Genomic DNA, 26,235 nt, shown 5'->3' on the forward strand with positions numbered 1-26,235 from the left:
CCCGGCCCCACCCACCCAGATCCCGGACCCACCCGCCCACGACCCTCACCTGCGAGGTCGCCATGACCATCGATCCACCGCCCGAGCCGGCTCCCGGCCCCGGTGAGCCCGTCCCGTCGAGCCCCGCCGGCCTCGCCGACGCCGCCGACCCGGTCGCGCCGGTCCGCGGAGCCCGTGCGGCCTTCCGGCGCTGGCGCCGCACCCGGCCGTTCTGGGCGACGGTCTGGACCGCGCTCGGCGGATTCGTCATCTTCTTCCTGCCGATGGCACCGCTCGGGAAGATCCTCCAGGTCGGCGTCGGAGGGATCGCGGGCATGGCGGGCGGCGTCGTCCTCATGGCGATGGCCCTCCTCATGCTGCTGCTGCCCGGCCAGCGCCACACGGCCGGCGTCATCGCGGTGATCGCCGGGGTCGCCTCGTTCCCGCTGTCGAACCTCGGCGGGCTCTTCGTCGGCATGGTCCTGTCCGTCCTCGGAGGATCCATGGCCTTCGCCTGGCTCCCCGAGAAGCCCGTCGGGCGGAAGGGCGGCCCCTTCCGCCGCCGGACGAGGCCGGCCGGCGTGTCCGTGGGGAGCGGATCCGTATGAACCGGAGCCCGTTCAGCCCCCGCCGCGTCGGACCGGCCCTCGCCCGGATACGTACCACCGGAACCCGCGCCGCCGTCGACTGGAACGCCCGGATGCTCGCCGAGGCGGCCGACGGCACCCGGCGCGGGACCCGCTGGGGACGCGGCGCGCTCGCCCTCGTCCCCTCCGCCGTCGCCGTCGGCGTCCTCGGCGCCGCGCTCGCGCAGGGGGCGCTCGCCGCCAACTTCAGTGTCGCGGGACAGCCGTTCACCCTCACGTCCAACGGGGTCGAGGGCAGTGGATTCGGCGCCATCGTCAACACACCGGCCGTCGGGCGCCCGGACGGCAGTACGACCACCAACACGGCGATGGCGCGCGTCGGTTTCGCCAGCGCCGGACTCGCCGGGCTCTGCGGGATCGTCCACCAGACCATCGCGGGCGTCCCGTACTCGCTCCTCCTGACGGGCGGTCAGAAGGTGACGGCCACCCCGCCCACCGCCTTCAGCACCGACATCGACGCCTCGAACCTCTACATCCAGGCGACCGAACTCCAGTCGTACGGGCCGACCACCCTCCAGAACGCGGTGCTCGGCCAGTCCGCCGACCAGGTCACCGTCGCCGGCAAGCCGCTCACGGGCGCGCTGCCCGGCGGGTTCGGGCTGGGCTCGGCGGGCGGAGAAGGAGGCAGCTCCATCACGCTGCACGGACTCAGCGCCACGGCCTACGACGCCGAGATGGCGGGCGCGCTCGTGCTGCCCGACCTGAAGATCAGGGTCGTCGCGGGATCGGCCTCCACATGCTGAGCCGGCTGACGCACGCGTACGCGTGGTTCCGGGCCTTCCGCCGTACACGGCCGTTCTGGGGCGGGGTGTGGCTGGTCGCCGGGGGCTGGACCGTCCTCAAGTTCTCCCTCAGCTCCCTGCAGCTGATCGTCAGCACGGGCTTCGGGGGAGTGGCCGGCTACCTCGTGGGCGGCGGGATGATCCTGTGCGGCCTCCTCCCGCTGGCACTGCCCGGCCAGCGCTACACCTTCGGGCTCATCGGCGTGGTCCTCGCGGTCGTCTCGCTCGTCGTCTCCAACCTCGGGGGCTTCCTGCTCGGCATGGCCCTCGGCGTCCTCGGCGGATCCATGATGGTCGGCTGGGGCGCCAAACGGCCCCGCCGCCGGATGCCGGCGGAGGCGGAGGGGTGAGGAGCATGCCCGCGAGGACGAAGCCGCCGCAGGTGCGGGCGACGGCGGTCCGCGCGACGCCGTCGGCCGGGGCGCGGCGCAGGGCCGTCGCCGTCACCGCCGCGCTCGTCCTCGCCGTCGTCACCGCGCTCTGGTCCGGGCAGCCGAGCCGCGCCGCCGGGGCGACGGCCGCCGTCGAGCCGATGGGCGTGCCCTTCCTGCCCTCCCCCGACCCGCTCCGCGTCACCATCGCCAGCATGGTCGCCGTCTCCATGACCGTCGAGAAGAACGTCACCATCCGGCTCTCCGACGGCACCACGCGCGTCACCAACCGGTACACCTTCACCAAGCTCAAGATCCGCTCGCACATGAACGTGACGCAGCGGGCGGCGGGCCACACCGTCACCATCGACGTCCCCGGCGAGGGTTCCCTCGGCGGGTACGACAGCGCGGGCAAGCCCGAGACGACGACGATGTGGGGCACCATCTCCCAGGTCTGCGTCCGCGTGCTCGTGAAGATCTGCGGAGTGCAGGGACTCCTCGACTTCTTCGGCTCCCTCATCCCGCTCACCGCGGGGGCCGAGGACTTCGTCGGGGACGTCTACGCGATCCGCACGGTCGACGACCACGCGGCGCTGAACTCCACCGACAACCCCGTCCACCTTCCCGGAACCATCACGGTGACCACGCCATGAGCCCCGAGCACGAAGTCCGCCACGAGAGCCCGGCGAGCCCGGGGCGTCCCCCGACCCCGGCGAGCCCGGGGCGTCCCCCGAGCGCGGCGAGCTCGGGGCGTCCCCCGGGCCCCGCGAGCCCGGGTCGTCCCCCGGGCCCCGCGAGCTCGGGTCGTCCTCCGCGCCCCGCGAGCCCCGCGCATCGCCCCAGCCCCCCGGGCCGCGGTCCGGAAGGGCGTACCCACTGGCGCCGGTCCCTCGCCGTCGCCGTGCCCGCGCTCCTGGCGGCCGGCGGCCTCGGCTCCGCCATGGCGAGCGGCGCGCTCGCCGTCGGCCTCCAGGTCCAGGACCGGCCCGTCGACTTCACGACGAGCAGCCTGTACGGGACGCAGTACGGCGCCGCGGTCGTCGACCAGACCGTCGTCCGGCCCGACGGCTCGACCGGATCCGTCCGGGTCCTCCGCATGGGGTTCGCGGACGGGATGCTCAACGGCCTCTGCCTGAGCCGGCGGCAGGAGATCGCGGGAGCCACGTACACGCTGCTCCTCACCCTCGGCGACGACAACCCGGGCTCCTGGGAGATCAGGACCAGGAACACCGTCCTCGACCTGCGGAACGCCACTGGGGTCCTCGACATGGACGGCGTCGTCGACCTCAACACCAACGGCACCGACGTGAGGACCGTCAAGGACGCGAGCGGGGCGTACGTCGTGAACCCGCTGAACAGCCCGCAGCACCGCTTCGGCATCCAGGCGCGGTACGCCAAGTTCGACCGGATCGTCGGCACCGCCCAGGACTTCCAGATACCGGGGCTCCTCACCACACCGAAGCTCAAGCTCTCCGTGCGCCCGGGCACCGTCGCCTGCCCCGCCCCGGCGGCGCCCACCGGGACCCCCGGCACCCCGTGACGACAGGAACGCCTCCCCGTCCGCCGGGGTTCCGTATCTGACGGACCGTGCGACCTGGCAGACTGCGGGCCTCACGGTCGACTCCCCCCGTGTCGTGAGCGGACCGCTCCACCGGGGAAGCGGCAAGCGACTCCTGGAGGCCCACCATGGCGCAGCAGCCCGGACAGCAGGCGGTCCGCACGAGCGGACGGCCCCGCCGGCCACCGCACCGGACCGGGAGGGGGGCGAGCGCCCGATGACGCTCTGCCCCACCCGTCGTGCCGACCCCGGCGCGTTCGTCGTCCGCAGCGAGCCCGCCGTGCCGACCGCGGCCGTGCTGCTGCTCCACGGGGGCCGTGCCGACGGCCCCGGGCCGCCCCCCGCCCTCAACCTGCCCGCGCTGCGCATGCGGCCCTTCGCCGCCGCGGTGAGCCGGGCCGTCCGGGGCCGGAACGTGCTGATCGCCGAGGTCCGCTACCGCCACCGCGGCTGGAACGGCGAGAGCGCCGACGCCGCGCGAGACGCCGAGAGCGCGCTCGTACGGCTCCGGGAACAGGCCGGGTCCGTCCCCGTCGTCCTCGTCGGCCACTCGATGGGGGGCCGCGCGGCACTCGCCGCCGCGGGAGACCCCGCCGTCCGCGGTGTCGTCGCCCTGGCGCCCTGGTGCCCCACCGACGAACCCGTCGACCACCTCGGCGGTCGGCGGCTCTACCTGCTCCACGACGAGAGCGACCGCGTCACCTCGGCCCGCGCGTCCTGGGACTTCGTCCGCAGGGCCCGTGCGGCGGGCGCCGACGCGGCGGGCATCCCGATGCCGACGGGCGGCCACGCGATGCTGCGGGGCGCCCATCTGTGGCACCGCCGGGCGGCCGAACTCACGGCGGCGCTGCTGTCGCACGGGTGAGGAGCCACGGCTGAGGGGCCACGGCCGCGGTGGCGCGCGGCCTACGCGTGGATCGCACCGGGCGGGGCCCCGCGCATCAGTGGGCCGCGATCGAGGCGTACGCCACGGCCGACCGGCCCCTAGGGGGTGACCAGGCCCGCGCACGCCGCGCGCGTCGCCCCGTGAACCGCGCGGGCCAGGCGGGCGCCCCACAGCGAGCGCGGGCCGGCGAACGGCTCCCCGTGGGTGTGGGCATCGGTGTCGGTGTCGGTACGGGGGTCGGTGCCGGCGCCCGCGCGGGGGCCGGTCTCGGTGCGGGGAACGATGGGTGTCGGGGCCGCCACGCAGACCGCGTCCGTCGGTGTGCCCGAGGCGTCCGCGCCGAGTTCCACCAGGGCCTGCACCTTCGCCTCGGTGGCGGTGGCCACCGCGTTCACGAGGGCCGCGTCCGTGAGGGGGACGGGCAGCGACACGATGATGTTGATCGTGCCGGGGCGGGGGAGCGCGACGCCACCGGCGCCCGGTGCCGCGGCCCAGCCCCGTACGCCGATCCCCGCGGTGACCACCGCCCGCACACCGCCGTCCTCGGCGTGGCAACGGTCCGCGACCGAGGCGGCCGTCATCAGACCCACACCCGCGCCGGTGAGCCCCGCCTCGGCGGCCAGGTCGCGGAGGTGGGCGACGGGATCGAGCCGGTCGTAGCCGGGCGGAACCTGGGCGTTGACCACCCAGGCGCGCTCGCCGATGCCGCCGCCGAGCACGGCGCTCGACACCATGCGGTGGCCCGGCCCCGGAGCCCACACCAGGAGCGGGAGCTCGTGGCCCCGCTCCGTGTGGGTGAGCAGAGCCGCGTCGGCGAGAGACGTGCTGGTCAGGAGGGTTCGGGTAGGCACCCCCGCACCCTAGGCGGTGCCCCGCTGATCAGGCGAGGCCGTCCCAGCCCCAGCGGGGTGTGGGGCCGGGTTCGCCGAGGTCCGTGCCGGGCGCGGAGGCCGACACGTCCTTGGCGATGCGGGTGCCCCAGTCGAAGTACTCCACCACCCGGCGGCGCAGCAGCTCGTCGTCCGGCAGCTCCTTCTCCACGGCCGCCGTCATCAGCTCCATCCAGCGCAGCCGCTGCTCCTCCGTGATGCCGAGCCCGAGGTGGGCGCGGAGCAGGGCCTGGTGCCCGCCGAGTTCCTCCGTGAACCCGGCGGGGCCCGAGAACACCTCCGCCAGCCAGACGGCGACGTGCTCCACATGGGCGGCGGTGAAGTCGGCGAAGACCGGTGCGAGGAGGGGGTCGGCGAGGACCCCCTCGTAGAACGTTCCGGAGAGCCTGCGGAGCGCGTCGGCGCCGCCCACGGCCTCGTACAGCGTGTTCGTGTGCTCGGCGGTCATGGAGGGCCTCCGGATCCGTGATGTGGCCTCCCAGCTTTCACGCAACAGGCCCGGGATCCAAGGATGTTCGCTCTCGGCGGGGCGGGGTGGCCTCCTCGGTTCCGCCGGTGTTCCAGGTCTCCGGCGGCCAGTGGCGGCTCAGATGCCTCAGCTCCACCGAGAGGGCCGCCCTCATCAGTTCGCGGGCGCGGTCCAGCGGCAGTGCGCCGCTCAGCCAGCGGGTGCTGAGTCCCTCCGTGAGGGCGGTCAGGCGCTCCGCGGACGCGGTGAGCGTCGGCGCGGGAACGGCCGGGCAGGCCTCGGCCAACAACGCCGCGACGTCGTGCACCCAGGTCAGGCCGGCTCGGGCGAGCTCGGTGCGCAGCTCCGGTTCGAAGACCGCGCTGGCCCGCAGCTCGCCCCACGCCGTGCTGTTCTCCCGTACCTCGGGCAGGTCCTGGAACTCCAGGAGCAGGGACCGCTCCAGTTCCTGACGGGCGTCGAAGCCTTCGGCCGAGCCCTCGTCCGCCGCCGTGTACCGATCGGCCCGGTCGCTGATGAACTCCAGCGTGTGGCGCAGGATGCCCGCCCGGTCCTTGAAGTGGTAGTAGATCAGGGCGGTGGACACCCTGGCCTCGACCGCCAGCTCCTCCACCCGCAGTCCGCGGACCCCGCGCCGCGCGATGACTCGGGCGGCCCCCTCCAGGATCGCCGTTCGGCGGTCTGTGGCCACGTTGTGCCTCCTTGTCGTCGCTCGGAGTATCTCATGCTGACTGAATCTTTAGTTGGGTCCCTGATGAGGTCGTATGACAGGGGTGCGGGCGCGGTGCGGGGTGCGGTGCGGCGTGGTTGTGGAGCCTCGAATCGGCTCGTGAAGTGCGCTTGTGCCGTGCTGCGGCTCGGTTGTCGGGTCGCACTGCTGTCCCGAGCGAGCATTTGACTGAATTTTCAGTTCGGTCCAGGATGGCCGGGCATCCTCCCGCCCCTTCCTCAAGGGAGTTCCATGGACATGCCAGTCACCACTCGTCGCCGACTGCTCCGGTTCGGCGCCGCCGCCCTGCCGCTCGTCGCTCTCGGGGCGGCGCTGCCGACGGTCGCCCGCGCGGCGACGGCCCCGTCGGGCGCCACTCTGCGGATGCCCGCGGAGACCGACCAGCACGTACGCACCTTCATGGCCTGGCCCGCACTGTCGTCGGTCTGGTCCAGCCACCTCGGCGCGGTGCGCCGGGACATCGCCACCGTGGCGCACGAGATATCGCGGTACGAGCCCGTCGTCATGCTCGCCCGCCCCGACCAGGCGGCCGACGCCCGGTACACCTGCGGGAGCGGCGCCTACTACGGCATCGAGGTCGTCGAGATCGCCAACGACGACCTGTGGATCCGGGACTTCGGCCCCACCTTCGTCGTCGCCCCGGGCGCCGTGGCCGGCGTGGACACCAACTTCAACGGCTGGGGCAAGACCGGCACGTCGTACGCGCAGCCCTACGCGAACGACGCCGCCGCGGCAGCGACCCTGCTCGGCCAGTACGGGATCGACCGCGTCCGGGCCCCGTTCGTGGGCGAGGGCGGGTCACTGGAGACCGACGGCGCGGGCACCCTGCTGGCCACGGTCAGCTCGCTCGTCAACGGCAACCGGAACCCGGGCATGAGCCAGGACCAGGTCGAGCAGGGCATGAAGTCCGTGCTCGGCGTCGACAAGGTCATCTGGGTACCGGGTCTGGCCGGCCAGGACATCACCGACGCCCACATCGACTGCCTGGCCCGCTTCACCGCGCCGGGGCAGGTCATCCTCGACAAGCCGGGCCCCGGCGTCGACAGCAAGTGGGTCGCCGTCTACGAGGAGACCAGGCGGATCCTGCAGGACGCGACCGACGCACAGGGCCGGCGGCTGACCATCACCGAACTGCCGGGCCCGGACCGGCGGTACATCCGCGGCCGGGGCAACGACTTCCTGTCCAGCTACACCAACTACTACACCGCGAACGGGGCGGTCCTCGTACCGCAGTTCGGCGACGGCTACGCCGACGGCGTCGCCTACGCGATTCTCCAGGCCGCGTATCCCGGGCGGAACGTCGTGCAGCTCAACATCGACAACATCGCGAGCGGGGGCGGCGGCATCCACTGCGCCACCCAGTCGCAGCCGGTCGTACCGCCGGCTGCCTGACCGGACGCTCCGACAGGAGACGCGTCGGTCGCCGACCTCCTCGGCGACCGGCGCGTCGTCCATGTGGCGACAGCCACCTCGTGAAAGGCAACACGGTGCACACCCCTCAGTCGCCGTACAGAAGGCGCGGGGAGCCCTGCGCGCGCGGACGGACCCCCCTCGGCGCAGACCGCTCCTCCCCCGCGGGGCATCCCCGCGGACCAGCCCGCTCGTCCGACGCATCGGGACGCGGGAGTTCGAAACCCCTGAGCTCAGGACGCCGGAGCGGACGGACCGGCCCGGTCAGAGCCCTCGGCCCAGGACCGTGCCACCTCGCCGAGTGCGCCCACCGCGTCCTCGGCCGACTCCCTGCCGCCGCGCACCGACCGGTTGAACTCGACGTGCAGGAACGGCACGCGCAGCGCGGCGGCCCGTACGCCTTGGACGTTCCTGCGGCCCTCCAGGTCGCCGCACTCCTCGCCGTCGGCACGGCACACCGCCAGCCCGCGCAGATCGAGCGCGTCCGCGAGCCGCTCCGCCGGCCGCCGTGCCGCGTCCCCGCGGCCGGTGGAGACCACCACGTCCTCGCCCGGCAGCGATTCGTCGGCGAACCCGTGCACCTGCAGCGCCGGCAGTCCCTGCCCGGCGAGCATGGCGCAGACCGCGTCGAACACGGTGTCCTCGCGATGCGCGACGTCCGCACCGCCTCCGCCGTCCGCGTCGCGGTGCGCACCCGCCAGGACCAGGACGCCGCGGGGCGCCGAGAGCAGGGTGCCGACGGCCAGCCGCTCGCTGTGCAGATCGGCGACCGGATGGGGTGCCTGCACGGTCCAGCGGGGCCGCCCGCCGCCCAGGCTCACGTACACACGACCCCAGCCGCGCTGCCGGGCCACGCCCGCGTCCTCGTCGGCCAGTTCGGCGAACGCGCGGCCGCCGGTCCGGTCCCGCAGCGTGCGCACGGTCCAGCCCACCGCGGCCAGCCGCTCCCGCGCCGAGGACAGCTCGCCGTCGAGGGTGAGGCGCACGCCGTCGGCCACCGCACGGCGCTGCGCGAGGTCCGGCCCCCGGTAGCCCCCGCGCGCGGAGAGCTTGCCGGTGAACGCGGTGACCCGGCTCCTGAGGTCCACGACCGTCTCGGCCGACGCCCCGGACCCGGAGGGCCGCGGCGTCGCCGACGCGCCGTCGGAGCCGGCCGGGCCGCCGGAGCAGCCGGTCGTACCGACCAGGAGCAGGACCAGCAGCGCCGCGAGCGCTGCGGCGACAGAGGGCCGGACGGTCGCCGCGGAGCGGGCCCCGGCCCGCACGCCGCGGTGCACGGCACCCACGCCTGGCCGAGGAGCTGAACCGGAGATGAACGAGGACCGCATGACCGCCGATTCAACAGGACGCCACCCGCGTCACGCATCCGGGCCCCCTCTCCGCACCGCGCCACGGCGCTCGCGGCGGCGGCCCAAGACCCGGCGCCGCGCCGACATGCCCCTGCTCGGGGGCGTCCGGCCGCCGATAGCCGCCCTGCTTGTCGTCCTGCTCGCGGTGGCCGCCACCACCGTGGTGCTCCTGCGCGACCAGGAGCGGGCCACCGTCGACAGTGCGGTGCTGACTCTTCAGGAGCGCATCGCCGAGGACGGCGCGCTGTCGCTGCGCGCCTCGCTCGACGAGAGCGTCACCGACCTGCGGCGTGCCGCGCGCTCCTTCGACATGGCGGGCGACCGTTCCGACGCGCAGATCCTCGACGGACTCGACGCCGCCTACGACAAGTGGCGCGGCAAGGCCGTGATCGACCCGGCCCGCGGCACCCTGCTCGCGGCCAGTGGCGAGACCATCCCGCTGGACTCGACCGGCGACCGCAGGACCGTCGACGGCGTCATCCAGCCCAAGCTGGTCCGGCTCGGCACCGGCGAGACCCGCGTCCTGGCCTTCGCACCCCTCGCCGCGCGGCGAGGTGCGGGGCCGCGCCTCCTGGTGACCTCCGGCACGCTGTCGGTGCCGACCGCCGCGAGCGGCGACTCCCGGGCGACGGCCGTGCTCGGCCCCGACGGCGCGGTGCTGGCCGCGAACGGTCCCGAACCGGCACGGAAGGCGCTCCTCGCGGCGGGCGGTCCGCTCGCGAACGCCGAGGACGACGGCGCCGGCAAGGCCCCCGCCGGCTCGCGCGCAGTGGTGCACGGCGGCGTACGGCACGCGACCGGCCACGGGGCGATCGCGGCCGCCGACGGTGAGCGGGCCACTCCCGCCCAGGGCCTCGGGCTGACCGTGGCGACCGCGGTGCGCGTCGATGACAGCCCGGTCGTGCTGAGCACCCAGATCTTCGGCCTGGCCTGCGCCGGGCTGCTCATCGCCGTCGCCCTGCTGATCTCCCTGCTGCTGTACCTCTTCCTGCAACGCCCGCTGCTGCGGCTCTACGGGGAGAGCCGCCGCCTCGCCGGCGGCGACCTGGCCCGAGCGGTGACCGTGCCCCGCTTCGGCGAGGGCGCGCGGATCGGCCACGCGCTGGAGCGGCTCCGGCTCCGTCTGCTCGGCGCACCGCACGACGCGCCGCCCGGGCCCGCCCGCCGCCGCGTCGGCGCGGGGTTCGTCCTCGCGCTCTGCGCCGTGCTCGTCCTGCTGTGGTCGCTGCCGCTGCTCTTCCTGGTCCAGCGGGGGGACCGTACGGTCTCGGTGCCGCGGCGGCTGGTGGCGGACCAGCAGCTGCGTACGGACACGGTCGCCGCGCGGGTGCGCAAGGCACTCGGCGAGGGGTACGCGGACCTCGCGGCCGTCGCGCAGACGGTCGGAGACCTGGAACCGGCCGCGGTCGGCGAGGCCCTGGAGCGCATGCGGGAGGAGAGCAAGCGCTACCGGTCCCTGTACGTCGTCAGGAACGGCACGGTGACGGCCCGCTCCGGCGACCTCCCCCAGGATGCCGCGATCGGCGCGGTCCCGGCCGGAAGGGGCCAGGCTGCGGGGGGCGAGGCCGCGAAGGGCCCGGGCGGAGGGGAGGACCAAGGAAAGGCCCCCGGCGGAGTGGAGCCGGGAGGGAAAGCTCCGAGCGGAGGGGAGCAGGCCGGACAGGACCGCGCGGGCCGGGTCGTCCAGGTCAACACCTCCGGCAAGGAGCCCGTGATCGCGGCCTACGCCGCCGTCCCCGGGCAGCGGGACGTCACCGTCGTCGGCGAGTTCGGGCCGCAGTTCCTGGTGACCCTGGTCAGCAGGCCCGGCATGGGCCGCGTCCACCTCGTCGACGCCGGGAGGCGGATCATCGCCGCGGACAGCCGGGAGGGCTTCCTCGCCTTCGACCGTCTCTCCGGTCACGGCCTCGACCGGCTGACCCAGGAGGTGGCACGCGCGCACCGGTCCCGCTCGCGGGTGGTACGCGGCGAGCCGACGGTGATCACCGCCGCGGCACCGCTCAAGGGCACCGGCGCCACCCGGGAACTCGACTGGCAGGTGGTGAGCGCCCAGCCCGGCACCTGGACGACACTCCCCGAGTACGTCGCCCAGCGCCGCACCATGCTCGCCGGGCTGCTCGGCAGCGCCGCGGCCGTGGCATGCCTCGGCTGGCTGCACATCGTCGTCGTACGCCCCCTGCGCTCCCTCGCCGCCCACGCCGAGAACCTCGCCGACGGAGACCGGCGCACCGTGCTGTTCCCGCAGCACCACGACGAGGTCGGTGCCGTGATGCGCACGATGGAACTGATCCGGCAGCAGATCCACGAAGAGCCACGCACGCGCATCCCCACCCCTCACGGAAGGAACTGACGGTCGTGCTCTATCTCTATCTGGTCCTGCTGGTGTCGAGCGCGGTGCTGTTCGTCGCGGGCGTCGTCGAGCAGCGGAGGCACCTCGCGAGCCTGGAGTCCATCCCGACCCGGGTGCTCGTCAACGGCATCCGCGGCAAGAGCTCCATCACCCGGCTGTGCGCGGGTGCCCTGCGCGGCGGCGGCCTCGTCACCGTCGCGAAGACGACGGGGACGGCGGCCCGCTTCATCCACCCGGACGCCACGGAGGAGCCGGTCTACCGCAAGTTCGGCATCGCCAACGTCGTCGAACAGGTCGGCATCGTCCGCCGGGCGGCCGCCTACCGGCCCGACGCGCTGGTCATCGAGTGCATGGCCGTGATGCCGGCGCTCCAGGAGGTCAACCAGACCAAGCTCATCCGCTCCACGATCGGCGTCCTGTGCAACGTACGGGAGGACCATCTGGAGGAGATGGGACCGACGCTGGACGACGTGGCGCGCTCCCTGTGCCGCTCCATGCCGTACGACGGCATCTGCGTCACCGCCGAACGCGACCGGCTCGACATCCTCCAGGAGGAGGCGGACCGGCGGCGCTGCACGCTGGTTCCGGTCGACCCGGAGACGGTCAGCGACGAGGAACTGCGCGGATTCAGCTGGTTCACGTTCAAGGAGAACGTGGCCATCGCGCTGAAGGTCGCCGAACTGCTCGGTGTGGAACGGCAGACGGCCCTCCGGGGCATGTACGACGCGCCCCCGGACCCCGGAGTCCTGTCCGTGGAGCGCTACGAGGCGCCCGGCGGCAAGCGGCTGCGCTTCGCGAACGTCTTCGCGGCCAACGACCCCGAGTCCACCCTGATGAACATCCACCAGCTGCTCGATCTCGGGGCGGTCCAGCGGCCGTTGAACGTCCTGATCAACTGCCGTCCCGACCGCGTCGAGCGCAACGGCCAGATGGGCCAGATCGTCCCGGAACTCGCCCCGGACCAGGTGTTCCTGATCGGCCACCCCACCAAGAGCGCCGCGGACGCGATTCCCGCCGAGTGGCGCGACCGCGTGGTCGACCTCGGCGGCGACCGCCGGGACGCCCGAGAGGTCCTGGACCGGATCGTCGAACACCTCGGCCCCCGCTCCTCGCTCGTGGCCATCGGCAACATCCACGGCCAGGGAGAACTGCTCCTGGAGGAACTTGCGGAACTGCCGCCGGACGAAGGGCCGGAGGAGCTGCCGGACGAAGGGCCGGAGGAGCTGTCCGTGTGCGTGACCGGCGGGGACACGCAGGTCCTTCCCGTGTACGAGGCCGACGCCTCCGCGTATCGGGACCGGGTCCAGGACGCGTACCAGGCGCCGTATCCGTACCCGTACCAGGACCCGTATCCGTACCCGTACCAGGACCCGTACCCCCACCACGACTACCGGCACCCCACAGGAGAGCCCCGTTGATCCCCGCCGTCCTCACTCCGGAGACAGCCGCTCTCGGCATCGCCCTCGGGCTTCTGTTCTCACTCGTCTGCTACCTGACCACCAATCTCTCGCCCGGCGGCATGATCACCCCCGGCTGGCTCGCGCTCACCCTGGTGCAGGACCTGCGGCTCGCCGCCATGGTGCTGGGCGTCACCGCCGCCACGTACACCGGCTCGGTGCTGCTCCAGAAGGTCGTCATCCTCTACGGCAAGCGCCTGTTCGCCGCGGTCGTGCTGATGGGAGTGCTGCTGCAGGCCACCGTGTACGTGCTGCTGCGCAGGGAGTTCCCGATGCTCTACGGCACGCAGACCCTCGGGTTCATCGTGCCCGGCCTGATCGCCTACCAGCTCGTCCGGCAGCCCCGGGGAGCCACCCTGCTCGCCACCAGCGCCGTCGCGCTCGCCACCTATGTGGTGCTGACGGCCGGAATCCTGCTCGGAGTGATGCCCGGTGCGTGACACGACCCTTCGCCGCCGCCGTACGCGCGGTGCGCTCGCGGCGGTGGCCGTCGCCGGCCTGCTCGGCACGTCCGTGTACCTGACCGGCGAGCTGAACGAGGCCAGGACGCCGCCCCCGCCGCCCGACGTGGCGGACACGGGCGCGACACAGACCTCCCACCGCGGACCGACCTACGAGCGGCTCCGCGACCCGGACCGCACGGTGGTCCGCGACGGGGACGGCGCGGTGGTGGCGAGCTTCACCGACGGCGCCCGTACGGCCGTGCTGGCCGGCCCCGTCCGTACGTTCGCCGAACCGCGTTTCACCCGGGCGAAGGTGGTCACGGACCGCTGGGTGCGTCTCCTTCCGCAGCCCTGGAAGCAGGGCGCCGAGAAGGAGCGCTGGTTCACCGCCTGGTTCGCGGCCGAGCGCACCAGCACCGAGCCCGACGTGATGGCCTTCACCCAGGAGTACCTGCACGCGGCGAAGGTCAGGAAGGACGCGCGCGGGGTCGCCTACGCCGGCGACGCGGGGTTCGGGCCGGTCAACCCCGACCCGAACGGCGACAAGCGCCTCGAGGAGTCGGACTTCTACGACTACCTCGGCATCCCCTACACCTTCCGCGACGGCACCGCCGTACGGCCCGACAAGGCCCGCCACCGCGCCGTCGACTGCTCCGGCTTCATGCGCCTGGTCCTCGGCTACCGGGCGCGCTTCCCGCTCGCGCCGAGCGACGACGAGGGCGACGGGCTGCCCCGTACGTCCGACGGCATGGCCCGCAGCGAGGTGGGCGTGGACGTCCTGGCGCTCACGGGGCGGCGCCCCGGCTCACTCGGCAAGCTCCAGCCGGGTGACCTGGTGTTCTTCGAGATCGATGCCCGTACGGGGCCGCGCCTCGACCACGTCGGCATGTACATGGGCCTCGACACCGACGGGAAGCCCCGCTTCGTCTCCAGCCGAGAGGAGGCCGACGGACCCACCTTCGGCGACCTGGGCGGCACGGCGCGCCTCGACGGCGACGGCTTCTACGCGAAGGGGCTGCGGAGCGCCAAGCGCCTGTAGCCGGAGGAACGCGACGACCGCCCCGGCCCGGAGAGGGCCGAGGCGGTCGTCGCAGTCGCTGCTGTCGGTGCGGTCAGTGCGGTCAGTGCGGTCAGTGAGGTCGGGGTGGTCCGGCTCGCTCGTGACGCGCGGGCCGCCGCCCCGCGTCAGGCGGCGGGCTTGCCCGGCTGGTCGTGGGTGGAGCAGTGGATCCCGCCGCCGCCCGAGGCGATGGTGTCGATCGGGACCATCCGGATGTCGCGCTGGGGGAAGTGCTCCTGGAGGATGCCCTTGGCGCGGTTGTCGGCCTTACGGTCGCCGAACTTGGGCAGGAAGACCGCGTCGTTGGCGATGTAGAAGTTGGCGTACGTGGAGACGAAGTCGTCGCCCTCGCCGGTGATCCGGTCGAGGTCGGGCTGCGGCAGGTCGATGATCTCGAAGCGGCGGCCGCGCGCGTCGGTGGCCTTGCTGAGCACCGAGCGGGCCTGGTCGGCCGAGCGGGACCAGGAGTCCGGGGGAGTACCGGGGAAGGCCTGGTCCAGGAGGACCACGCCGGGGGCGACGAAGCGGACGAGGCTGTCCACGTGGGCGTCGGTGATGTCCTCGCCGCGGACGCCCGCCAGCCAGACCACCTTCTCGACGCCGAGGGTGTCGATCAGCTCGTCCTCGATCTCGTCCCGGGTCATGCCCCGGTTGCGGTTGTCGTTGACGATCGAGCTCTCGGTGATGAGCAGGGTGCCCTCGCCGTCGGTCTCGAAGGAGCCGCCCTCGGCGACGAGGGGCGCCTCGACGCGGGGGATCCGGTACTTCCCGAGCAGGGTCTCGCCGACCAGGGCGTCGTTCCCGTGCTCCTGCTTGTTGCCCCAGCCGTTGAAGTTGACGTCGACGCCGACGACCTTGCCCTTCTCCTCGACGAAGAGGGGCACCGTGTCGCGGGCCCACAGGTCGTCGACGTCCAGCGGGATGACCTCCACGAGGGATCCGCACGCCCGCTGGGCCGCCTTCAGCTGCCCGGGCCTGGCCATCATGACGACCTCCTCGTACTCCGCGACCTCCCGCGCGATCCGCGCGATGTCCTTCCGTACGTACGGCAGGTCCTCCATCCAGACCGACTCCAGCGCCGGCCACGACATGAAGGTGCGGGTGTGGCTCTCCCACTCGGCGCCGAGCCGGCGCTCTCCGTCGTGCCCGCCGTCCGGCCTCGCGCCGCTGCCGGAGGCGGACGTGCCGGGGTCCGTGGGACCGCAGGCGGAAGCGCCGAGGACGAGCGCGCCTATCCCGGCGAAGGAGCGGAGGGCGGAGCGTCGGGAGGGGAGAAAGGTCATCGTGGACTCCGATCGTGGACTGGCAGGACGGAGGCATCCGGCCGCGGTGGGGGCACGGGGAGAGACGGCAGGGTCGTCACACGAGTCCTGCTTCAGAGGGTGCATCATCCGCACCGCGTACGCGCGTCACCGCGACAGCGGTGACGGGCCTCATGTCAAGCACTGTCGCACTGACTGGAATTTCAGTCAAATCTCTCGACGGGGTGCGGTGGGGGCTTGATGGGGGTGCGATGGGGGCGCGACAGGGCTCGATGGCGGTGCGCGAGGCCGCTGTGCGGTGGTGAAGCGGTGGTGAGGCAGGTGCCTGTCTCTCACGGTCGCGCGTGCGCCGCCAGGTGCGCGAGTTCCACCTCGATGGCATCGCCCAGCAGCTCGCGGGCGTGGTCCGGGCGCAGGACGCCGCTCAGCCGGCGCGCGCTGAGTCCTTCGCGCAGCGCGGTCAGGCGCTCGGCGGAGGCGTCGCGCTCCGCGGCGCTCGCGGCCGGTCGCGCGAGGGTGAGGAGTGCCGCGACATGCTGGACCCAGGCAGCGCTCGCCGCGGCGAGCGCCCCGCGCAGCTCGGGCTCGAAGATCGCACCGGCGCGCAGCTCGCTCCAGGTCGTGGCGTTCTCGTGCATCTCGGAGAGGGTCTCGAACTCCAGCTGGAGGGCCATCCCGAGCAGCTCCCTCGGATCCATCGGTCTTTCGGAGCCCTGCCGCGCCAGGGAGTGCCGCTTCGCCCGGTCGGTGATGAACTCGAGCGTGTGCCGCAGGATGCCGGCCCGGTCCTTGAAGTGGTAGTAGACCAGCGCCGTCGACACGCCCGCCTCGGCCGCCAGCTCCTCCGTGCGGAGTCCGCGGACCCCTCGCCTGGCTATGGTGCGGGCGGCTGCTTCCAGGATCGCGGTTCTGCGGTCCGTCGCCACGGGGTTCCTCCGTCCGTCAGGCGTCGCCGGTCATGGCGCATCATCGTCTCACATTGACTGAAACTTTAGTTAAGGGCACGATGCCGGGGAGCGGCGCTCGTCGCTCCGTTCCACCTGCCGAAAGAGCCACCGCATGTCCACTCAGCTTCCCGGTGTACAGCCCGCCCATACGGCTCTGTCCGACGACGACCCCCGCGAGATCGGCGGCTACCGCCTGCACGCACGTCTCGGCGCGGGCGGCATGGGCGTCGTGTACCTGGCGTACACCCCCGGAGGGCGTCCGATCGCCCTGAAGGCGGTGCGGGCCGAGTTCGCCGCGGACCCCGAGTTCCGCGAGCGCTTCGCCCAGGAGGTCGCCAGCGCCCGGCGGATCCACGGCCTGTTCACCGCGCAGGTGGTCGACTACGGCGTGGACGCCCGTACGCCGTGGCTGGCGACGGCGTACGTTCCCGGCCCCACACTCCAGCAGGTTGTCCAGCGCCACGGCCCGCTGCCGGTGCGCACCGTCCTGCTGCTCGTGGCCGGGATCGCCGAGGCGCTGCAGGGGATCCACGGTGTGGGGGTCGTCCACCGCGACCTCAAGCCCGCCAACGTACTGATCGCCGCGGACGGACCCCGGGTGATCGACTTCGGGATCGCGCGCGCGGCCGACGCCACCGCGCTGACCGGGGCGGGGCTGCGGATCGGCACCGCCGCCTTCATGGCGCCCGAGCAGGCGCTGGGACTCCAGGCGACGGCGGCGACCGACGTGTTCGCGCTCGGCGCGCTCGCCGTGTACGTCTCGGGCGGAGCACCGCCCTTCGGGAGCGGGCCGGAATCGGCGGCGCTGTACCGCGTGGTCCACGAGGCGCCGGACCTGGCCGCCGTCCCCGCCGCCCTGCGCGACCTGGTCGGACGCTGCCTGGCCAAGAGCCCGGAGGAGCGTCCCTCGACCGCCGAACTGATCGCGGCCGTCCACGCCCATCCCGCCGTGGGGCCGCGGCCGGAGTTCGCCGACGACTGGCTGCCCCACCCCGTCAGTGCCGACATCGCGGGCCACGGCGCGGGGCCGGCGTCTCCGCCCCATGCGCAGCCGACCGTCACGGCCACCGCGTTCTCCTCGCGTAGCCCCCACCCGGGATCCGCGGCGGCGACGGGCTCTCCCGGTGGCGGGGGCTTCCCCGGGGGCGGGGGTTTCCCTGGAGGTGCGGGCTCCTCCGGCGGCGCGGCCTTCCTCGGTGGTACGGGCTCCTCCGGCGGCGGTACGGCGGCGGCGCCCACGGCTCCTCCCGAAGGGCCGGAGCCGGAGGCGCGCCCCGCCGGTGCCCGGGCGCACGCCCCGTCGTCGCGCCGGGCGCCCCGGCGCGGCGGCCGCCTGCTGCTCACGGCCCTCGTGGCGGTGGCCGCGCTCGTCGTCGGCGGGGCAGCCGTCTACTATCTCGACCCGCCGCCGGAGGAGGGGGCGGATCCGGCCGGCGCCACCGGCGCACCCTCCACGCGGCCGCCCGTCACGGTGCGGCCCTCCGCCGGCGCGTCGAAGCCGTCCGGCGCGACCGCCTACACACCCGGGTACGCGGGCGTCGAGCTCACCTCGCCCGACACCTCCTACGAGTTCGATCTCAAGGCGGGCAAGGTCGTGCCCGGGGAGACCGCGGCCTGGTACCTCGCCCGGACGGACGAGGCGTTCGTCCTGCCCGAGGAGAGCGACGCCTTCATCGCGACCGGGGACGGGCTGAGTCCGGCCGACTGCGTCCGCGGGATCGAGTCGGAACCCGTGACGACGCTGCCCTTCGCCGAACTCGCCGACGAACGGCCCTTCTGCGTGCGCAGCGCGGACCAGAAGGAGATCGTGATCGCGCGCCTGGTCGAAGGGGCCGAGGGCGGCGGGTCCGTGACGGTGGTCCTCGACCATCACCGGCGCGACGGATGACGCGGGAAGGCGCGCCCTCCGGCGCCAACAGCACGCGGTGCGGCGGCCGATGGGCGGCCCGAGGGCCGCAGATCAGGCCTGATCGGCGCCGGGTAGGGTGCGGGCATGGCATCTCGTAGTACTCAGATCCTCGAAGCGGCAGCGCGGGTCATCGCCCGTCGCGGGATCCGCGGGCTGCGAGTGGAGGAACTCGCGGCGGAGGCCGGTGTCTCCACGGCCCTGATCTACTACTACTTCAAGGACCGCTCCGGGATCCTGCGGCACACACTGGAGTTCATCAGCCAGCGCGCCGAGCGCTACACGAGCGACCGCGACCCGGACGCCCCGCCGCCGAGCCCCCGCGAGGAACTCGAGGGAACCCTGCTGCTGGAGCTCCAGGACACCGTCGAGGTACGGGAGAACAGCGCGGCCTGGGGTGAGTTGAGGGCGAGCGCCGTCTTCGACGAGCTGCTGCGCGAGGACCTCGCCCGGGCCACCCTGATGTGGGCCCAGGACGTGGCCGTGCTGCTCGGCCAGGTGCAGCCCATGGCGTCCGCGTCGGCGCTCGCCGCCGCGGGGGAGCGGCTCACCGCTCTGCTCGAGGGGCTGAGCATGCGCTGGCTCGGCGGCGGGATCAAGATCGACCACGCCCGTGCGTTGCTGCTGGGAGCCGTCGAGGCGGAGCTGGCCGCGCTCCGCTGAAGCGCGGGCGCGCACCCGCACGCGCCTCCGTGGTCGTTCCGTGAACCGCTCCTTCACGGCACTCCTCATCGCTTGAGGAGCGTTTTCTCCCAGGCATTGACTGTTTTTTCAGTCAATGCCACAGTGAGAACATCGCCGAGAACGGACCGCTCTCGCACCCGGACCGCCGGCATCCCGGCCGAGGATCTCCTCGACCCTCGCCGCCGCCGTGGTCCCCGCGGCCTCTAGGGTCTCCGCAGTCGCCGAGGCCGCGACCCGGCCCTGCGTCCCTGAGCCGCCCCGAACCGCCGATGATCCGCCGACCCCCTGCTCCGCGCCGAACCGTTCCGCTTCCGCGTGAACGTCCCCTGAATTCTCTCTTGACTGAAATTTCAGTCGAGGAGAAGATTCCATCCACCACGTACTCGTCAGTGGCGTGATCCGGACTTGTGCCGCCCTTCCGCCATCGACCGGGTATCTCTGGCGAGAGAAGAGAGTTCTCGAATGACCGCATTCCGTATGCCTGCCGAGTGGGCCGAGCACGAGGGCTGTCTGATGGCCTGGCCCACCCGCCCCGACCTCTGGGGCAGCGTGCTGAACGACGTCAAGGAGGAGTACGCGAACGTCGCCAGGGCCATCGCCGATTTCGAGCCGGTCACGATGGTCGCCCCGCTCGGCCACGGTGACGACGCCCGCGCCCACTGCGGCACCGGGATCACCGTCGTGGAGCTTCCCCTGGACGACTCCTGGTTCCGCGACTCCGCCCCGCTGTTCGTCCTCGACGGCGAGGGGCGCCGCGCCGGCGTCGACTTCCGCTTCAACGCCTGGGGCCGCAAGCACCACCCGTACGACTCCGACGACCGGATCAGCGGTCTGCTCCTGGAGCACCTCGGTGTCGAGCGCATCGCCTCCGACATGATCCTGGAGGGCGGGGCGATCACGGTCGACGGCGAGGGCACGCTGATCACGACCGAGCAGTGCCTGCTGCACCCCAACAGGAACCCCGGCATGAACCGGGACGAGATCGAGGCCGAGCTGAAATCCAGGCTCGGCGTCACCAAGGTTGTATGGCTGCCGTACGGAGGCCTGCTCGACACGGAGACGGACGGTCACGTCGACGGCGTCTGCGCCTTCGCCGCTCCCGGCAAGGTCGTCGTCTCGCTGCCCGAGGACCCCGCGCACCCCGACTACGCACGGATGCGCGCCAACCGCGCGGTCCTGGAGGTCACCACCGACGCCCAGGGCCGGTCGCTGGAGATCGTCGACGTGCCGCAGGCGGCGTTCGCCGACGTGGCCGACGGCGAGATCGAGGTGTCGTACCTGAACTACTACGTCGCCAACGGCGGCGTCGTCGTCCCCGTGGCGGGCCTGCCCCAGGACGAGGACGCGCTCGCCGTGATCGCCGCGGCGTACCCGGGCCGCAAGGTGGTCGGCGTGCAGGCGCTCGCGATCGCGTTCGGCGGCGGGGGCGTGCACTGCATCACGCAGCAGATCCCCGTCGCCCGCCCCCTCGCGTAACCGGACCGGACCGATCGCTCCTGCCGGACCGTCCCCGCGGTCCGGCAGCCTCCCCCATCGCGTACGCACAGCCCGTACGGAAAGAGAGCGCGACGATGACCACACCCGTACCCCGCACCGGCAGACGCGGCAGCGTCTCCCGGGGCCGTCCGTCCGGCCGCCGCCGAGCCGCCGCGGCCGCCCTTCTGACGACGGCGGCCCTCGTCGTGTCCTGCGCGGGACCGCCCAAGAACGGGGCGGGCGCCGACGGTGTCACCCTCTCGAAGACCACGCCCGTCGCCAAGGGCGACATCGACTCCTTCACCTGGGCCGTGTACGCCGAGCCGCCCACGCTCGACTACACCGTGGCGTTCGACTACCCGCAGAACACGATCCTCTCCAACGTCTGCGAGAGCCTGATGCGCTGGACGCCGGGCCTCACCCTCGAACCGGGGCTCGCCGAGAAGGCGGCCAACCCCGACCCGACCACCTGGGTGTACGACCTGCGGAGCGGGGTGCGCTTCCACGACGGCCGGACCATGAGCGCCGACGACGTCGTGTTCAGCCTCGGCCGGCAGCGGGACCCGGACAACGCGGCGGCCTGGGCGCAGAACTTCGAGAACGTCGCCTCCATACGGAAGACCGGCCCGCTCCAGGTCACCGTCAAGCTCAAGAAGCCCGACTCCCAGTTCCCCCAGTACATGGCGACCGCCGCCGGCGTGATCGCCTCCAAGGCGGGGGTCGAGGCCGCCGGCAAGAACTACGGCACCTCGGGCGGACTCGCCTGCACCGGACCGTTCTCCCTCGGCACCTGGAACAAGGGCCAGTCCGTCGAGCTCGACCGCTTCGACGGCTACTGGGGCAAGAAGGCCAGGTCCGGCAAGGTCGTCTTCCGGTTCATGACCGACCCCTCCGCCCGTACGAACGCCATGCTCAGCGGCGAGGCCGACGGCGGCTACCTCATACCGACCGAGAGCTACGGCCGCCTCAAGGGCAGCGGCGTCGGCACCCTCTACTTCGGCGAGGGCCTCAGCACCGTCAACGTCAACATCACGAACATGAAGGGCCCGCTGGGTGACGTCCGCGTCCGCCGCGCGCTCTCCCTCGCCCTCGACCGCAGCGGCTTCGTGAAGGCGGGACTCGGCGGCGCGGGCACCGTCACGAACTCGCTCACCACCCGCGCCGCCTGGGCGGCCGGCTCGGAGCAGACCCGGAAGTCGGCCCTCGACGGCCTTCCGCAGATCACGCCGGACATCGAGAAGGCCAAGGCGCTGGTCAAGGAGGCGGGCGCCACGGGGAAGACCCTCACCGTCGCCACCAGCTCCATCGGCCAGGACGTCTCCCTGCTCGCCACCGCCGTGCAGGCCGCGGGTGCCCGGATCGGTCTCGACATCCGGCTCAAGACCATCGCGCCCAACGCGTTCACCGCCCTGTTCACCGACCCGGAGGCGCGCGAGGGCATCGACATGTTCCCGCTCACCTACTACGACTCGATCACCGACCCGCTGGACCTGCTGCAGAACTTCAAGACCGGCGCCTACATGAACTTCGCCGGCTACAGCGACAAGGCCTACGACGCGGGCGTCGCCCGCGCGACCGCCGAGTACGACCCCGACAAGCGCCTGGCGATCGAGTCGGAGCTGCAGCGGCACGCCGTCGAGAACCTGCTGTGGATCCCGGTGGCCGAGTGGCCCACCGCCGTCTTCCTCAACAAGAGGATCACCGGCGCCCCCACCACCATCTCGTACATGTACTACCCGTGGGCCGCCGACGTGGGGGCCGCGCCGTGAACTTCGCGAGATTCGCCGTCCGACGGGTGACGGAGATGGCCGTCACCCTCCTCGTGGCGTCGTTCGTGGTCTTCGGCGCGATGTACCTGGCACCGGGCAGCCCCGCGAGCTTCCTGCTCTCGGGCCGCTCGGCCTCGCCGGAGGCGCTCGCCGCGATCAACGCCCAGTACCACCTGGACGACCCCTTCCTCGTCCGCTACGCCGGCTGGCTCGGGGACATGGTCCAGGGCGACTTCGGGCGGTCCATCACGTACCGCGTCGACGTGTCCCGGCTCCTCGCCGACAGGCTGCCGACCACGCTGCTGCTGATCGCGATGGCGCTGGTCGTGGTCGTCGTCATCGGCCTGGTGCTCGGCTGGATCTCCGCCGTACGCGGCGGGGCGACGGACTCCGCCGTCCTGGTCACCACCACCTTCGCCGTCGGCACCCCGTCGTTCGTCGCGGCCGTCCTGCTCCAGGCACTGTTCGCGGTGAAACTCGGCTGGTTCCCGAGCGGCGGCGCAGGCGAGGGCTTCCTCGACACGGTCTGGCACCTGACCCTCCCGGCGATCGCCCTCGCGCTCTACCTGATCGGCATGCTCGCCCGGGTCACCCGCTCGGCGATGCTGGAGGCCCTCGACAGCGAGCACGTCACGGTCGCCCGCAGCCGGGGCGTCCCGGAGCGCCAGGTGATCCGGCGCCATGTGTTCCGCAACTCCCTCGGCACCGTCCTGACCACCGGCGGACTGATCGTCTCGACCCTGCTCGTCTGCACGATCCTCGTCGAGACCGCGTTCAGCATCGGCGGCATCGGTCAGCTCCTGGAGCTGTCCACGACCACCAAGGACTTCCCGACCGTCCAGGCCATCTCGCTGATCATCGTCGCCCTGTTCATGATCGTGAACCTCATCGTCGACCTGCTGCTCCCGCTGGTCGACCCGCGGATCACCCTCGGATCGAGGAGCTCCTCCGCATGACCGCCGTCCTCACCCGCCGGCCCGGCCTCGCCAAGATCCGCACGGCCCGGTCGCCGCTCCACCTCGTCTGCCTGGGCTTCGTCGTCCTCGTCGTCGCCGGGGCGCTCCTCGCCTCCCTCGTCGCGCCGTACGACCCCAACGCCGTCGACCTCGGCAACGCGCTCGCCGGACCCTCCGCCGAGCACCTCCTCGGCGTGGACGCCGCAGGCCGCGACACGTTCTCCCGGCTGATCCTCGGCGCCCGCACCTCGCTGCTCGGCCCCCTCGGGGTGGTGCTCTTCTCCACCCTCGCCGGTGTCGCCATCGGCACGGCGGCGGCCTGGCGCGGCGGCTGGCTCGACTCGGTGCTCTCCCGGAGCACCGAGCTGGTCTTCGCCTTCCCCGGCATGCTGCTCGCGATCCTGATCATCTCGATCTACGGCGAGGGGCTGCTGGCCCCGGTCATCGCCCTCGCCATCGCCTACCTGCCCTACGTCAGCAGGCTGACGCGCTCGCTCGTCCTCGCGGAACGCGAGCGTCCGTACGTCAGCGCCTATCTGGTCCAGGGCCACTCGGCGCTCCAGATCTGCCTGCGCCACATCCTCCCCAACATCGCCCCCGTCGTCCTCGCCCAGTCCACCATCAACTTCGGCTACGCCCTCATGGACCTCGCCGGCCTCTCCTTCCTCGGCCTGGGCGTACCGGCGCTCACTCCCGACTGGGGCCGCATGGTCTTCGACGGGCAGACGGCCGTCCAGCAGGGCTACCCGCTGTCCGCGATCCTGCCCAGCGTCCTGATCGTGCTCACCGTCGTCGCGTTCAACGTGGTCGGAGAGCGCTGGGCCGACCGCGTCGCCAGGAGAGACCGATGAACACACCCGACAGCCCGGCGCACGCGTCCGACACCCCGGCGGGCACCTCCGAGAGGCCGGCGCTCGACATCCAGGGGCTCCGGATCACCCTGCCGGGCACGGCCCGACCCGTCCTCGACGGGATCGACCTCGCCGTCGCAGCCGGGGAGACCGTCGCACTCGTCGGCGAGTCCGGCTCCGGCAAGAGCCTCACCTCGCGCAGCGCCCTGCGCCTGCTGCCGCCGGGCGCCGTCACCGAGGGCACCGTCCTCGTCGACGGCCAGGACGTCCTCACCCTCGACGCCGACCGGCTGCGCGCCCTGCGCACCGGCACCGTGGCCATGATCTTCCAGGACCCGCGGGCGGCCATCAACCCGCTCCGGCGCATCGGCGACTTCCTCACCGAGAGCGTCCGCGCGACCAGGACGATGACCGCGCCGCAGGCCACCGCGCGCGCCGTCGAACTCCTCGAAGCGGTGGGCCTGGACGGCACGGCGCTCGCCAAGTACCCGAGCCAGGTGTCCGGCGGCATGCTGCAACGGGTCATGATCGCCGCCGCGTTGATGGGCGACCCGGCCCTGCTGCTCGCCGACGAGCCGACCACCGCCCTGGACGTCACCACCCAGGCCGAGGTCATCGCCCTCCTCGGCAGGCTGCGCGAACGGTTCGGCACCGGGCTGCTGTTCGTCACCCACGACCTCGATCTCGCGGCCGCCATCAGCGACCGCGTCTACGTGATGTACGCCGGACGGATCGCCGAGAGCGGGCCGGCCGAGGAGATCTTCGCCCGGCCCCGCCACCCCTACACGGCCGCGCTCCTGGCCTCCACCCCCCGCCTGGAGAACCCGCGGGGGCGGCTCGCCGCCATCGACGGGCAGCCGCCCGACCTCCGGGTGACGCTCCCCGGCTGCGCCTTCGCCGCCCGCTGCGCGTTCGCCACCGACGTCTGCGACCAGCAGGCCCCGGTGTCGCTGCCCGCCCCGGGCCGGCCGGGCCACCAGGCCGCCTGCCACCACAGCGACCGGCTCGAAGGGAGCGCCGTCGATGCCTGAGAACGCCAAGACCGCTGCGCACGACGAGAACACGGAGCACACAGAGCGCACAGTGCACACCGAGAGCGCTGGGAACGCAGGGAACGCCGGGGACTCCGGCGACGGCTCCACTGTCCGGACCGCCCCGGACGGGGCCGAGGGCACGTGGTACGGCGGGAACGCCGACGACGTCCTGGTCGTCAGGGGCCTCCGCCGGAGCTACGGAGCCGTACGAGCCGTCGACGACGTGTCCTTCACGCTGCCGCACGGCGGGTCCCTGGGCATCGTGGGGGAGTCGGGCTCGGGCAAGACCACCACCGCCCGGATCGTCGTCGGCCTGGAGAGGGCGGACGAGGGCGAGGTCCACGTACGAGGCCGGTCCCGGACCGAGCGGCGCCGCGGCCGCGCACACCGCCTCGCCCGTGCCCGCGAGGTCCAGATGGTCTTCCAGGACCCCCTCCAGTCCCTCGATCCGCGGACCAGCGTCGAGGCGGCCCTCCGGGAGACGCTACGGCTCCACTTCCCCGACCGGGACCACGACCGGCGGGTGCGGGAGCTGCTCGACCAGGTCGGTCTCGGGACGCGGGCCGCCGACGCGCTGCCGCGCCGGCTCTCCGGCGGTCAGCGGCAGCGCGTGGCCATCGCCCGCGCCCTCGCGGTGGAGCCGGCGGTCCTCGTCCTCGACGAGGCGGTCGCCGCGCTCGACGTGTCCGTGCAGGCGCAGATCCTCAACCTGCTCGCCGACATCCGGGAGCAGACCTCGATCGGCTACCTCTTCATCACCCACGACCTGGGCGTGGTCCGGTGCGTCACCGACGACGTCATCGTCATGCGGCACGGCGCCGTGGTGGAGGCGGGGCGGACCGCCGATGTGCTGGCGGCGCCGCAACACCCGTACACCCGGCTGCTCCTGGAGTCCGTGCCGCGCCCCGGCTGGGATCCGGAGCGGATCGCGGCCGCCCGCCGGGCGCTGTAGGGCGGCGGCCGGCGCCG

At 73.0% G+C, this 26,235-nt stretch carries 25 protein-coding genes; 19 read left to right on the plus strand and 6 right to left on the minus strand.

The genetic code is table 11. From position 1 onward, the window contains the following. The 6 genes from AMK27_RS00180 to AMK27_RS00205 form a co-directional block, all read left to right on the plus strand. On the plus strand, positions 1–587 hold a 587-nt coding region (locus AMK27_RS00180; protein ID WP_338014277.1), incomplete at its 5' end, for a DUF6114 domain-containing protein. Next, positions 584–1,369 (plus strand): DUF6230 family protein, encoded by a 786-nt coding sequence (locus tag AMK27_RS00185; protein WP_073901991.1) that lies wholly within the window; start codon positions 584–586, stop codon positions 1,367–1,369. The genes AMK27_RS00180 and AMK27_RS00185, both read left to right, overlap by 4 nt. Continuing rightward, positions 1,363–1,758: a DUF6114 domain-containing protein gene (locus AMK27_RS00190; protein WP_073901992.1), complete on the plus strand. Its 396-nt coding sequence runs from the start codon at positions 1,363–1,365 to the stop codon at positions 1,756–1,758. Before AMK27_RS00185 ends, AMK27_RS00190 begins: the two co-directional genes overlap by 7 nt. A 5-nt stretch (positions 1,759–1,763) precedes the next feature. After that, positions 1,764–2,432 (plus strand): hypothetical protein, encoded by a 669-nt coding sequence (locus AMK27_RS00195; protein ID WP_241847252.1) that lies wholly within the window; start codon positions 1,764–1,766, stop codon positions 2,430–2,432. A gap of 248 nt (positions 2,433–2,680) precedes the next feature. Continuing rightward, positions 2,681–3,319, plus strand: coding sequence for a DUF6230 family protein (locus AMK27_RS00200; RefSeq protein ID WP_241847253.1), 639 nt, complete (start codon positions 2,681–2,683; stop codon positions 3,317–3,319). A 235-nt stretch (positions 3,320–3,554) separates the two neighbouring features. Continuing rightward, positions 3,555–4,202, plus strand: coding sequence for an alpha/beta fold hydrolase (locus tag AMK27_RS00205; protein ID WP_073901993.1), 648 nt, complete (start codon positions 3,555–3,557; stop codon positions 4,200–4,202). A 119-nt stretch (positions 4,203–4,321) separates the two neighbouring features. Here AMK27_RS00205 and AMK27_RS00210 read toward each other — a convergent pair whose 3' ends face one another. The 3 genes from AMK27_RS00210 to AMK27_RS00220 are packed head-to-tail and all read right to left on the minus strand — an operon-like array spanning position 4,322 to position 6,273. Next, positions 4,322–5,074 carry an adenosylcobinamide amidohydrolase gene (locus AMK27_RS00210; protein ID WP_073901994.1) on the minus strand — a complete coding sequence of 251 codons (753 nt, stop codon included), beginning with the start codon at positions 5,072–5,074 and terminating at the stop codon, positions 4,322–4,324. Between the two features lie 28 nt (positions 5,075–5,102). Then, positions 5,103–5,561: a group II truncated hemoglobin gene (locus tag AMK27_RS00215; protein ID WP_073901995.1), complete on the minus strand. Its 459-nt coding sequence runs from the start codon at positions 5,559–5,561 to the stop codon at positions 5,103–5,105. Positions 5,562–5,598: 37 nt separating this feature from the next. Next, on the minus strand, positions 5,599–6,273 hold the full coding sequence (locus AMK27_RS00220; RefSeq protein ID WP_079188118.1) for a TetR/AcrR family transcriptional regulator: 675 nt from the start codon (positions 6,271–6,273) through the stop codon (positions 5,599–5,601). A 276-nt stretch (positions 6,274–6,549) separates the two neighbouring features. Here AMK27_RS00220 and AMK27_RS00225 point away from each other — a divergent pair, with 276 nt between their 5' ends. After that, positions 6,550–7,704, plus strand: coding sequence for an agmatine deiminase family protein (locus AMK27_RS00225; RefSeq protein ID WP_241847254.1), 1,155 nt, complete (start codon positions 6,550–6,552; stop codon positions 7,702–7,704). Between the two features lie 251 nt (positions 7,705–7,955). Here the strand turns inward: AMK27_RS00225 and AMK27_RS00230 are convergent, their stop codons facing one another. Then, a complete protein-coding gene (locus AMK27_RS00230; RefSeq protein ID WP_079188119.1) occupies positions 7,956–8,999 on the minus strand; it encodes a hypothetical protein in 1,044 nt (347 codons plus the stop codon). A gap of 34 nt (positions 9,000–9,033) precedes the next feature. Between AMK27_RS00230 and AMK27_RS00235 the strand changes: the two genes are divergently transcribed. From AMK27_RS00235 to AMK27_RS00250, 4 genes are read left to right on the plus strand one after another with little or no spacing between them, the layout of a single operon-like run. After that, complete coding sequence (locus AMK27_RS00235) at positions 9,034–11,421, plus strand: HAMP domain-containing protein (RefSeq protein ID WP_143204799.1); 2,388 nt, start codon at positions 9,034–9,036, stop codon at positions 11,419–11,421. 5 nt (positions 11,422–11,426) lie between these two features. Further along, positions 11,427–12,839: a poly-gamma-glutamate synthase PgsB gene (pgsB, locus tag AMK27_RS00240; protein WP_073901998.1), complete on the plus strand. Its 1,413-nt coding sequence runs from the start codon at positions 11,427–11,429 to the stop codon at positions 12,837–12,839. Next, the gene (locus AMK27_RS00245) at positions 12,836–13,318 is read left to right on the plus strand and encodes a poly-gamma-glutamate biosynthesis protein PgsC/CapC (RefSeq protein ID WP_073901999.1); all 483 of its coding nucleotides are present in this window, start codon (positions 12,836–12,838) and stop codon (positions 13,316–13,318) included. The genes pgsB and AMK27_RS00245 overlap by 4 nt, the downstream gene beginning before the upstream one ends. Further along, on the plus strand, positions 13,311–14,360 hold the full coding sequence (locus tag AMK27_RS00250) for an NlpC/P60 family protein (protein WP_073902000.1): 1,050 nt from the start codon (positions 13,311–13,313) through the stop codon (positions 14,358–14,360). The genes AMK27_RS00245 and AMK27_RS00250 overlap by 8 nt, the downstream gene beginning before the upstream one ends. Before the next feature lie 146 nt (positions 14,361–14,506). On the opposite strand, the gene AMK27_RS00255 is transcribed toward AMK27_RS00250, so the two are convergent. Then, positions 14,507–15,664, minus strand: a complete 1,158-nt coding sequence (locus tag AMK27_RS00255; protein ID WP_073902001.1) for an agmatine deiminase family protein — start codon at positions 15,662–15,664, stop codon at positions 14,507–14,509. 311 nt (positions 15,665–15,975) lie between these two features. Beyond that, positions 15,976–16,569 carry a TetR/AcrR family transcriptional regulator gene (locus tag AMK27_RS00260; protein ID WP_073902002.1) on the minus strand — a complete coding sequence of 198 codons (594 nt, stop codon included), beginning with the start codon at positions 16,567–16,569 and terminating at the stop codon, positions 15,976–15,978. Between the two features lie 133 nt (positions 16,570–16,702). Between AMK27_RS00260 and AMK27_RS43250 the strand changes: the two genes are divergently transcribed. From AMK27_RS43250 to AMK27_RS00300, 8 genes are all read left to right on the plus strand, one after another. Continuing rightward, a complete protein-coding gene (locus AMK27_RS43250; protein WP_073902003.1) occupies positions 16,703–18,478 on the plus strand; it encodes a serine/threonine-protein kinase in 1,776 nt (591 codons plus the stop codon). A 105-nt stretch (positions 18,479–18,583) separates the two neighbouring features. Then, positions 18,584–19,159, plus strand: a complete 576-nt coding sequence (locus AMK27_RS00270; RefSeq protein WP_073902004.1) for a TetR/AcrR family transcriptional regulator — start codon at positions 18,584–18,586, stop codon at positions 19,157–19,159. Between the two features lie 483 nt (positions 19,160–19,642). Next, positions 19,643–20,656 (plus strand): agmatine deiminase family protein, encoded by a 1,014-nt coding sequence (locus tag AMK27_RS00275; protein WP_073902005.1) that lies wholly within the window; start codon positions 19,643–19,645, stop codon positions 20,654–20,656. 95 nt (positions 20,657–20,751) lie between these two features. Next, positions 20,752–22,425: an ABC transporter substrate-binding protein gene (locus tag AMK27_RS00280; protein ID WP_073902006.1), complete on the plus strand. Its 1,674-nt coding sequence runs from the start codon at positions 20,752–20,754 to the stop codon at positions 22,423–22,425. Next, positions 22,422–23,381 (plus strand): ABC transporter permease, encoded by a 960-nt coding sequence (locus AMK27_RS00285; RefSeq protein WP_079188245.1) that lies wholly within the window; start codon positions 22,422–22,424, stop codon positions 23,379–23,381. Before AMK27_RS00280 ends, AMK27_RS00285 begins: the two co-directional genes overlap by 4 nt. Next, positions 23,378–24,232 carry an ABC transporter permease gene (locus AMK27_RS00290; RefSeq protein WP_073902007.1) on the plus strand — a complete coding sequence of 285 codons (855 nt, stop codon included), beginning with the start codon at positions 23,378–23,380 and terminating at the stop codon, positions 24,230–24,232. Before AMK27_RS00285 ends, AMK27_RS00290 begins: the two co-directional genes overlap by 4 nt. After that, positions 24,229–25,263: an ABC transporter ATP-binding protein gene (locus AMK27_RS00295; protein WP_073902008.1), complete on the plus strand. Its 1,035-nt coding sequence runs from the start codon at positions 24,229–24,231 to the stop codon at positions 25,261–25,263. The genes AMK27_RS00290 and AMK27_RS00295 overlap by 4 nt, the downstream gene beginning before the upstream one ends. Next, entirely contained in the window at positions 25,256–26,218 is a 963-nt protein-coding gene (locus AMK27_RS00300; RefSeq protein ID WP_079188120.1) for an ABC transporter ATP-binding protein, read from the plus strand. The genes AMK27_RS00295 and AMK27_RS00300 overlap by 8 nt, the downstream gene beginning before the upstream one ends. Positions 26,219–26,235 lie beyond the last annotated feature (17 nt).

The organism is Streptomyces sp. CB02009, assembly GCF_001905825.1.
Taxonomy (GTDB): Bacteria; Actinomycetota; Actinomycetes; order Streptomycetales; family Streptomycetaceae; genus Streptomyces.

Coding starts and splice junctions, on each gene's coding strand:
- AMK27_RS00185 (WP_073901991.1), top strand. CDS start 584: ATGAACCGGAGCCCGTTCAGCCCCCGCCGCGTCGGACCGGCCCTCGCC.
- AMK27_RS00190 (WP_073901992.1), top strand. CDS start 1,363: ATGCTGAGCCGGCTGACGCACGCGTACGCGTGGTTCCGGGCCTTCCGC.
- AMK27_RS00195 (WP_241847252.1), top strand. CDS start 1,764: ATGCCCGCGAGGACGAAGCCGCCGCAGGTGCGGGCGACGGCGGTCCGC.
- AMK27_RS00205 (WP_073901993.1), top strand. CDS start 3,555: ATGACGCTCTGCCCCACCCGTCGTGCCGACCCCGGCGCGTTCGTCGTC.
- AMK27_RS00215 (WP_073901995.1), bottom strand. CDS start 5,561: ATGACCGCCGAGCACACGAACACGCTGTACGAGGCCGTGGGCGGCGCC.
- AMK27_RS00225 (WP_241847254.1), top strand. CDS start 6,550: ATGCCAGTCACCACTCGTCGCCGACTGCTCCGGTTCGGCGCCGCCGCC.
- AMK27_RS00235 (WP_143204799.1), top strand. CDS start 9,034: ATGAACGAGGACCGCATGACCGCCGATTCAACAGGACGCCACCCGCGT.
- AMK27_RS00255 (WP_073902001.1), bottom strand. CDS start 15,664: ATGACCTTTCTCCCCTCCCGACGCTCCGCCCTCCGCTCCTTCGCCGGG.
- AMK27_RS43250 (WP_073902003.1), top strand. CDS start 16,703: ATGTCCACTCAGCTTCCCGGTGTACAGCCCGCCCATACGGCTCTGTCC.
- AMK27_RS00270 (WP_073902004.1), top strand. CDS start 18,584: ATGGCATCTCGTAGTACTCAGATCCTCGAAGCGGCAGCGCGGGTCATC.
- AMK27_RS00275 (WP_073902005.1), top strand. CDS start 19,643: ATGACCGCATTCCGTATGCCTGCCGAGTGGGCCGAGCACGAGGGCTGT.
- AMK27_RS00280 (WP_073902006.1), top strand. CDS start 20,752: ATGACCACACCCGTACCCCGCACCGGCAGACGCGGCAGCGTCTCCCGG.
- AMK27_RS00290 (WP_073902007.1), top strand. CDS start 23,378: ATGACCGCCGTCCTCACCCGCCGGCCCGGCCTCGCCAAGATCCGCACG.
- AMK27_RS00295 (WP_073902008.1), top strand. CDS start 24,229: ATGAACACACCCGACAGCCCGGCGCACGCGTCCGACACCCCGGCGGGC.
- AMK27_RS00300 (WP_079188120.1), top strand. CDS start 25,256: ATGCCTGAGAACGCCAAGACCGCTGCGCACGACGAGAACACGGAGCAC.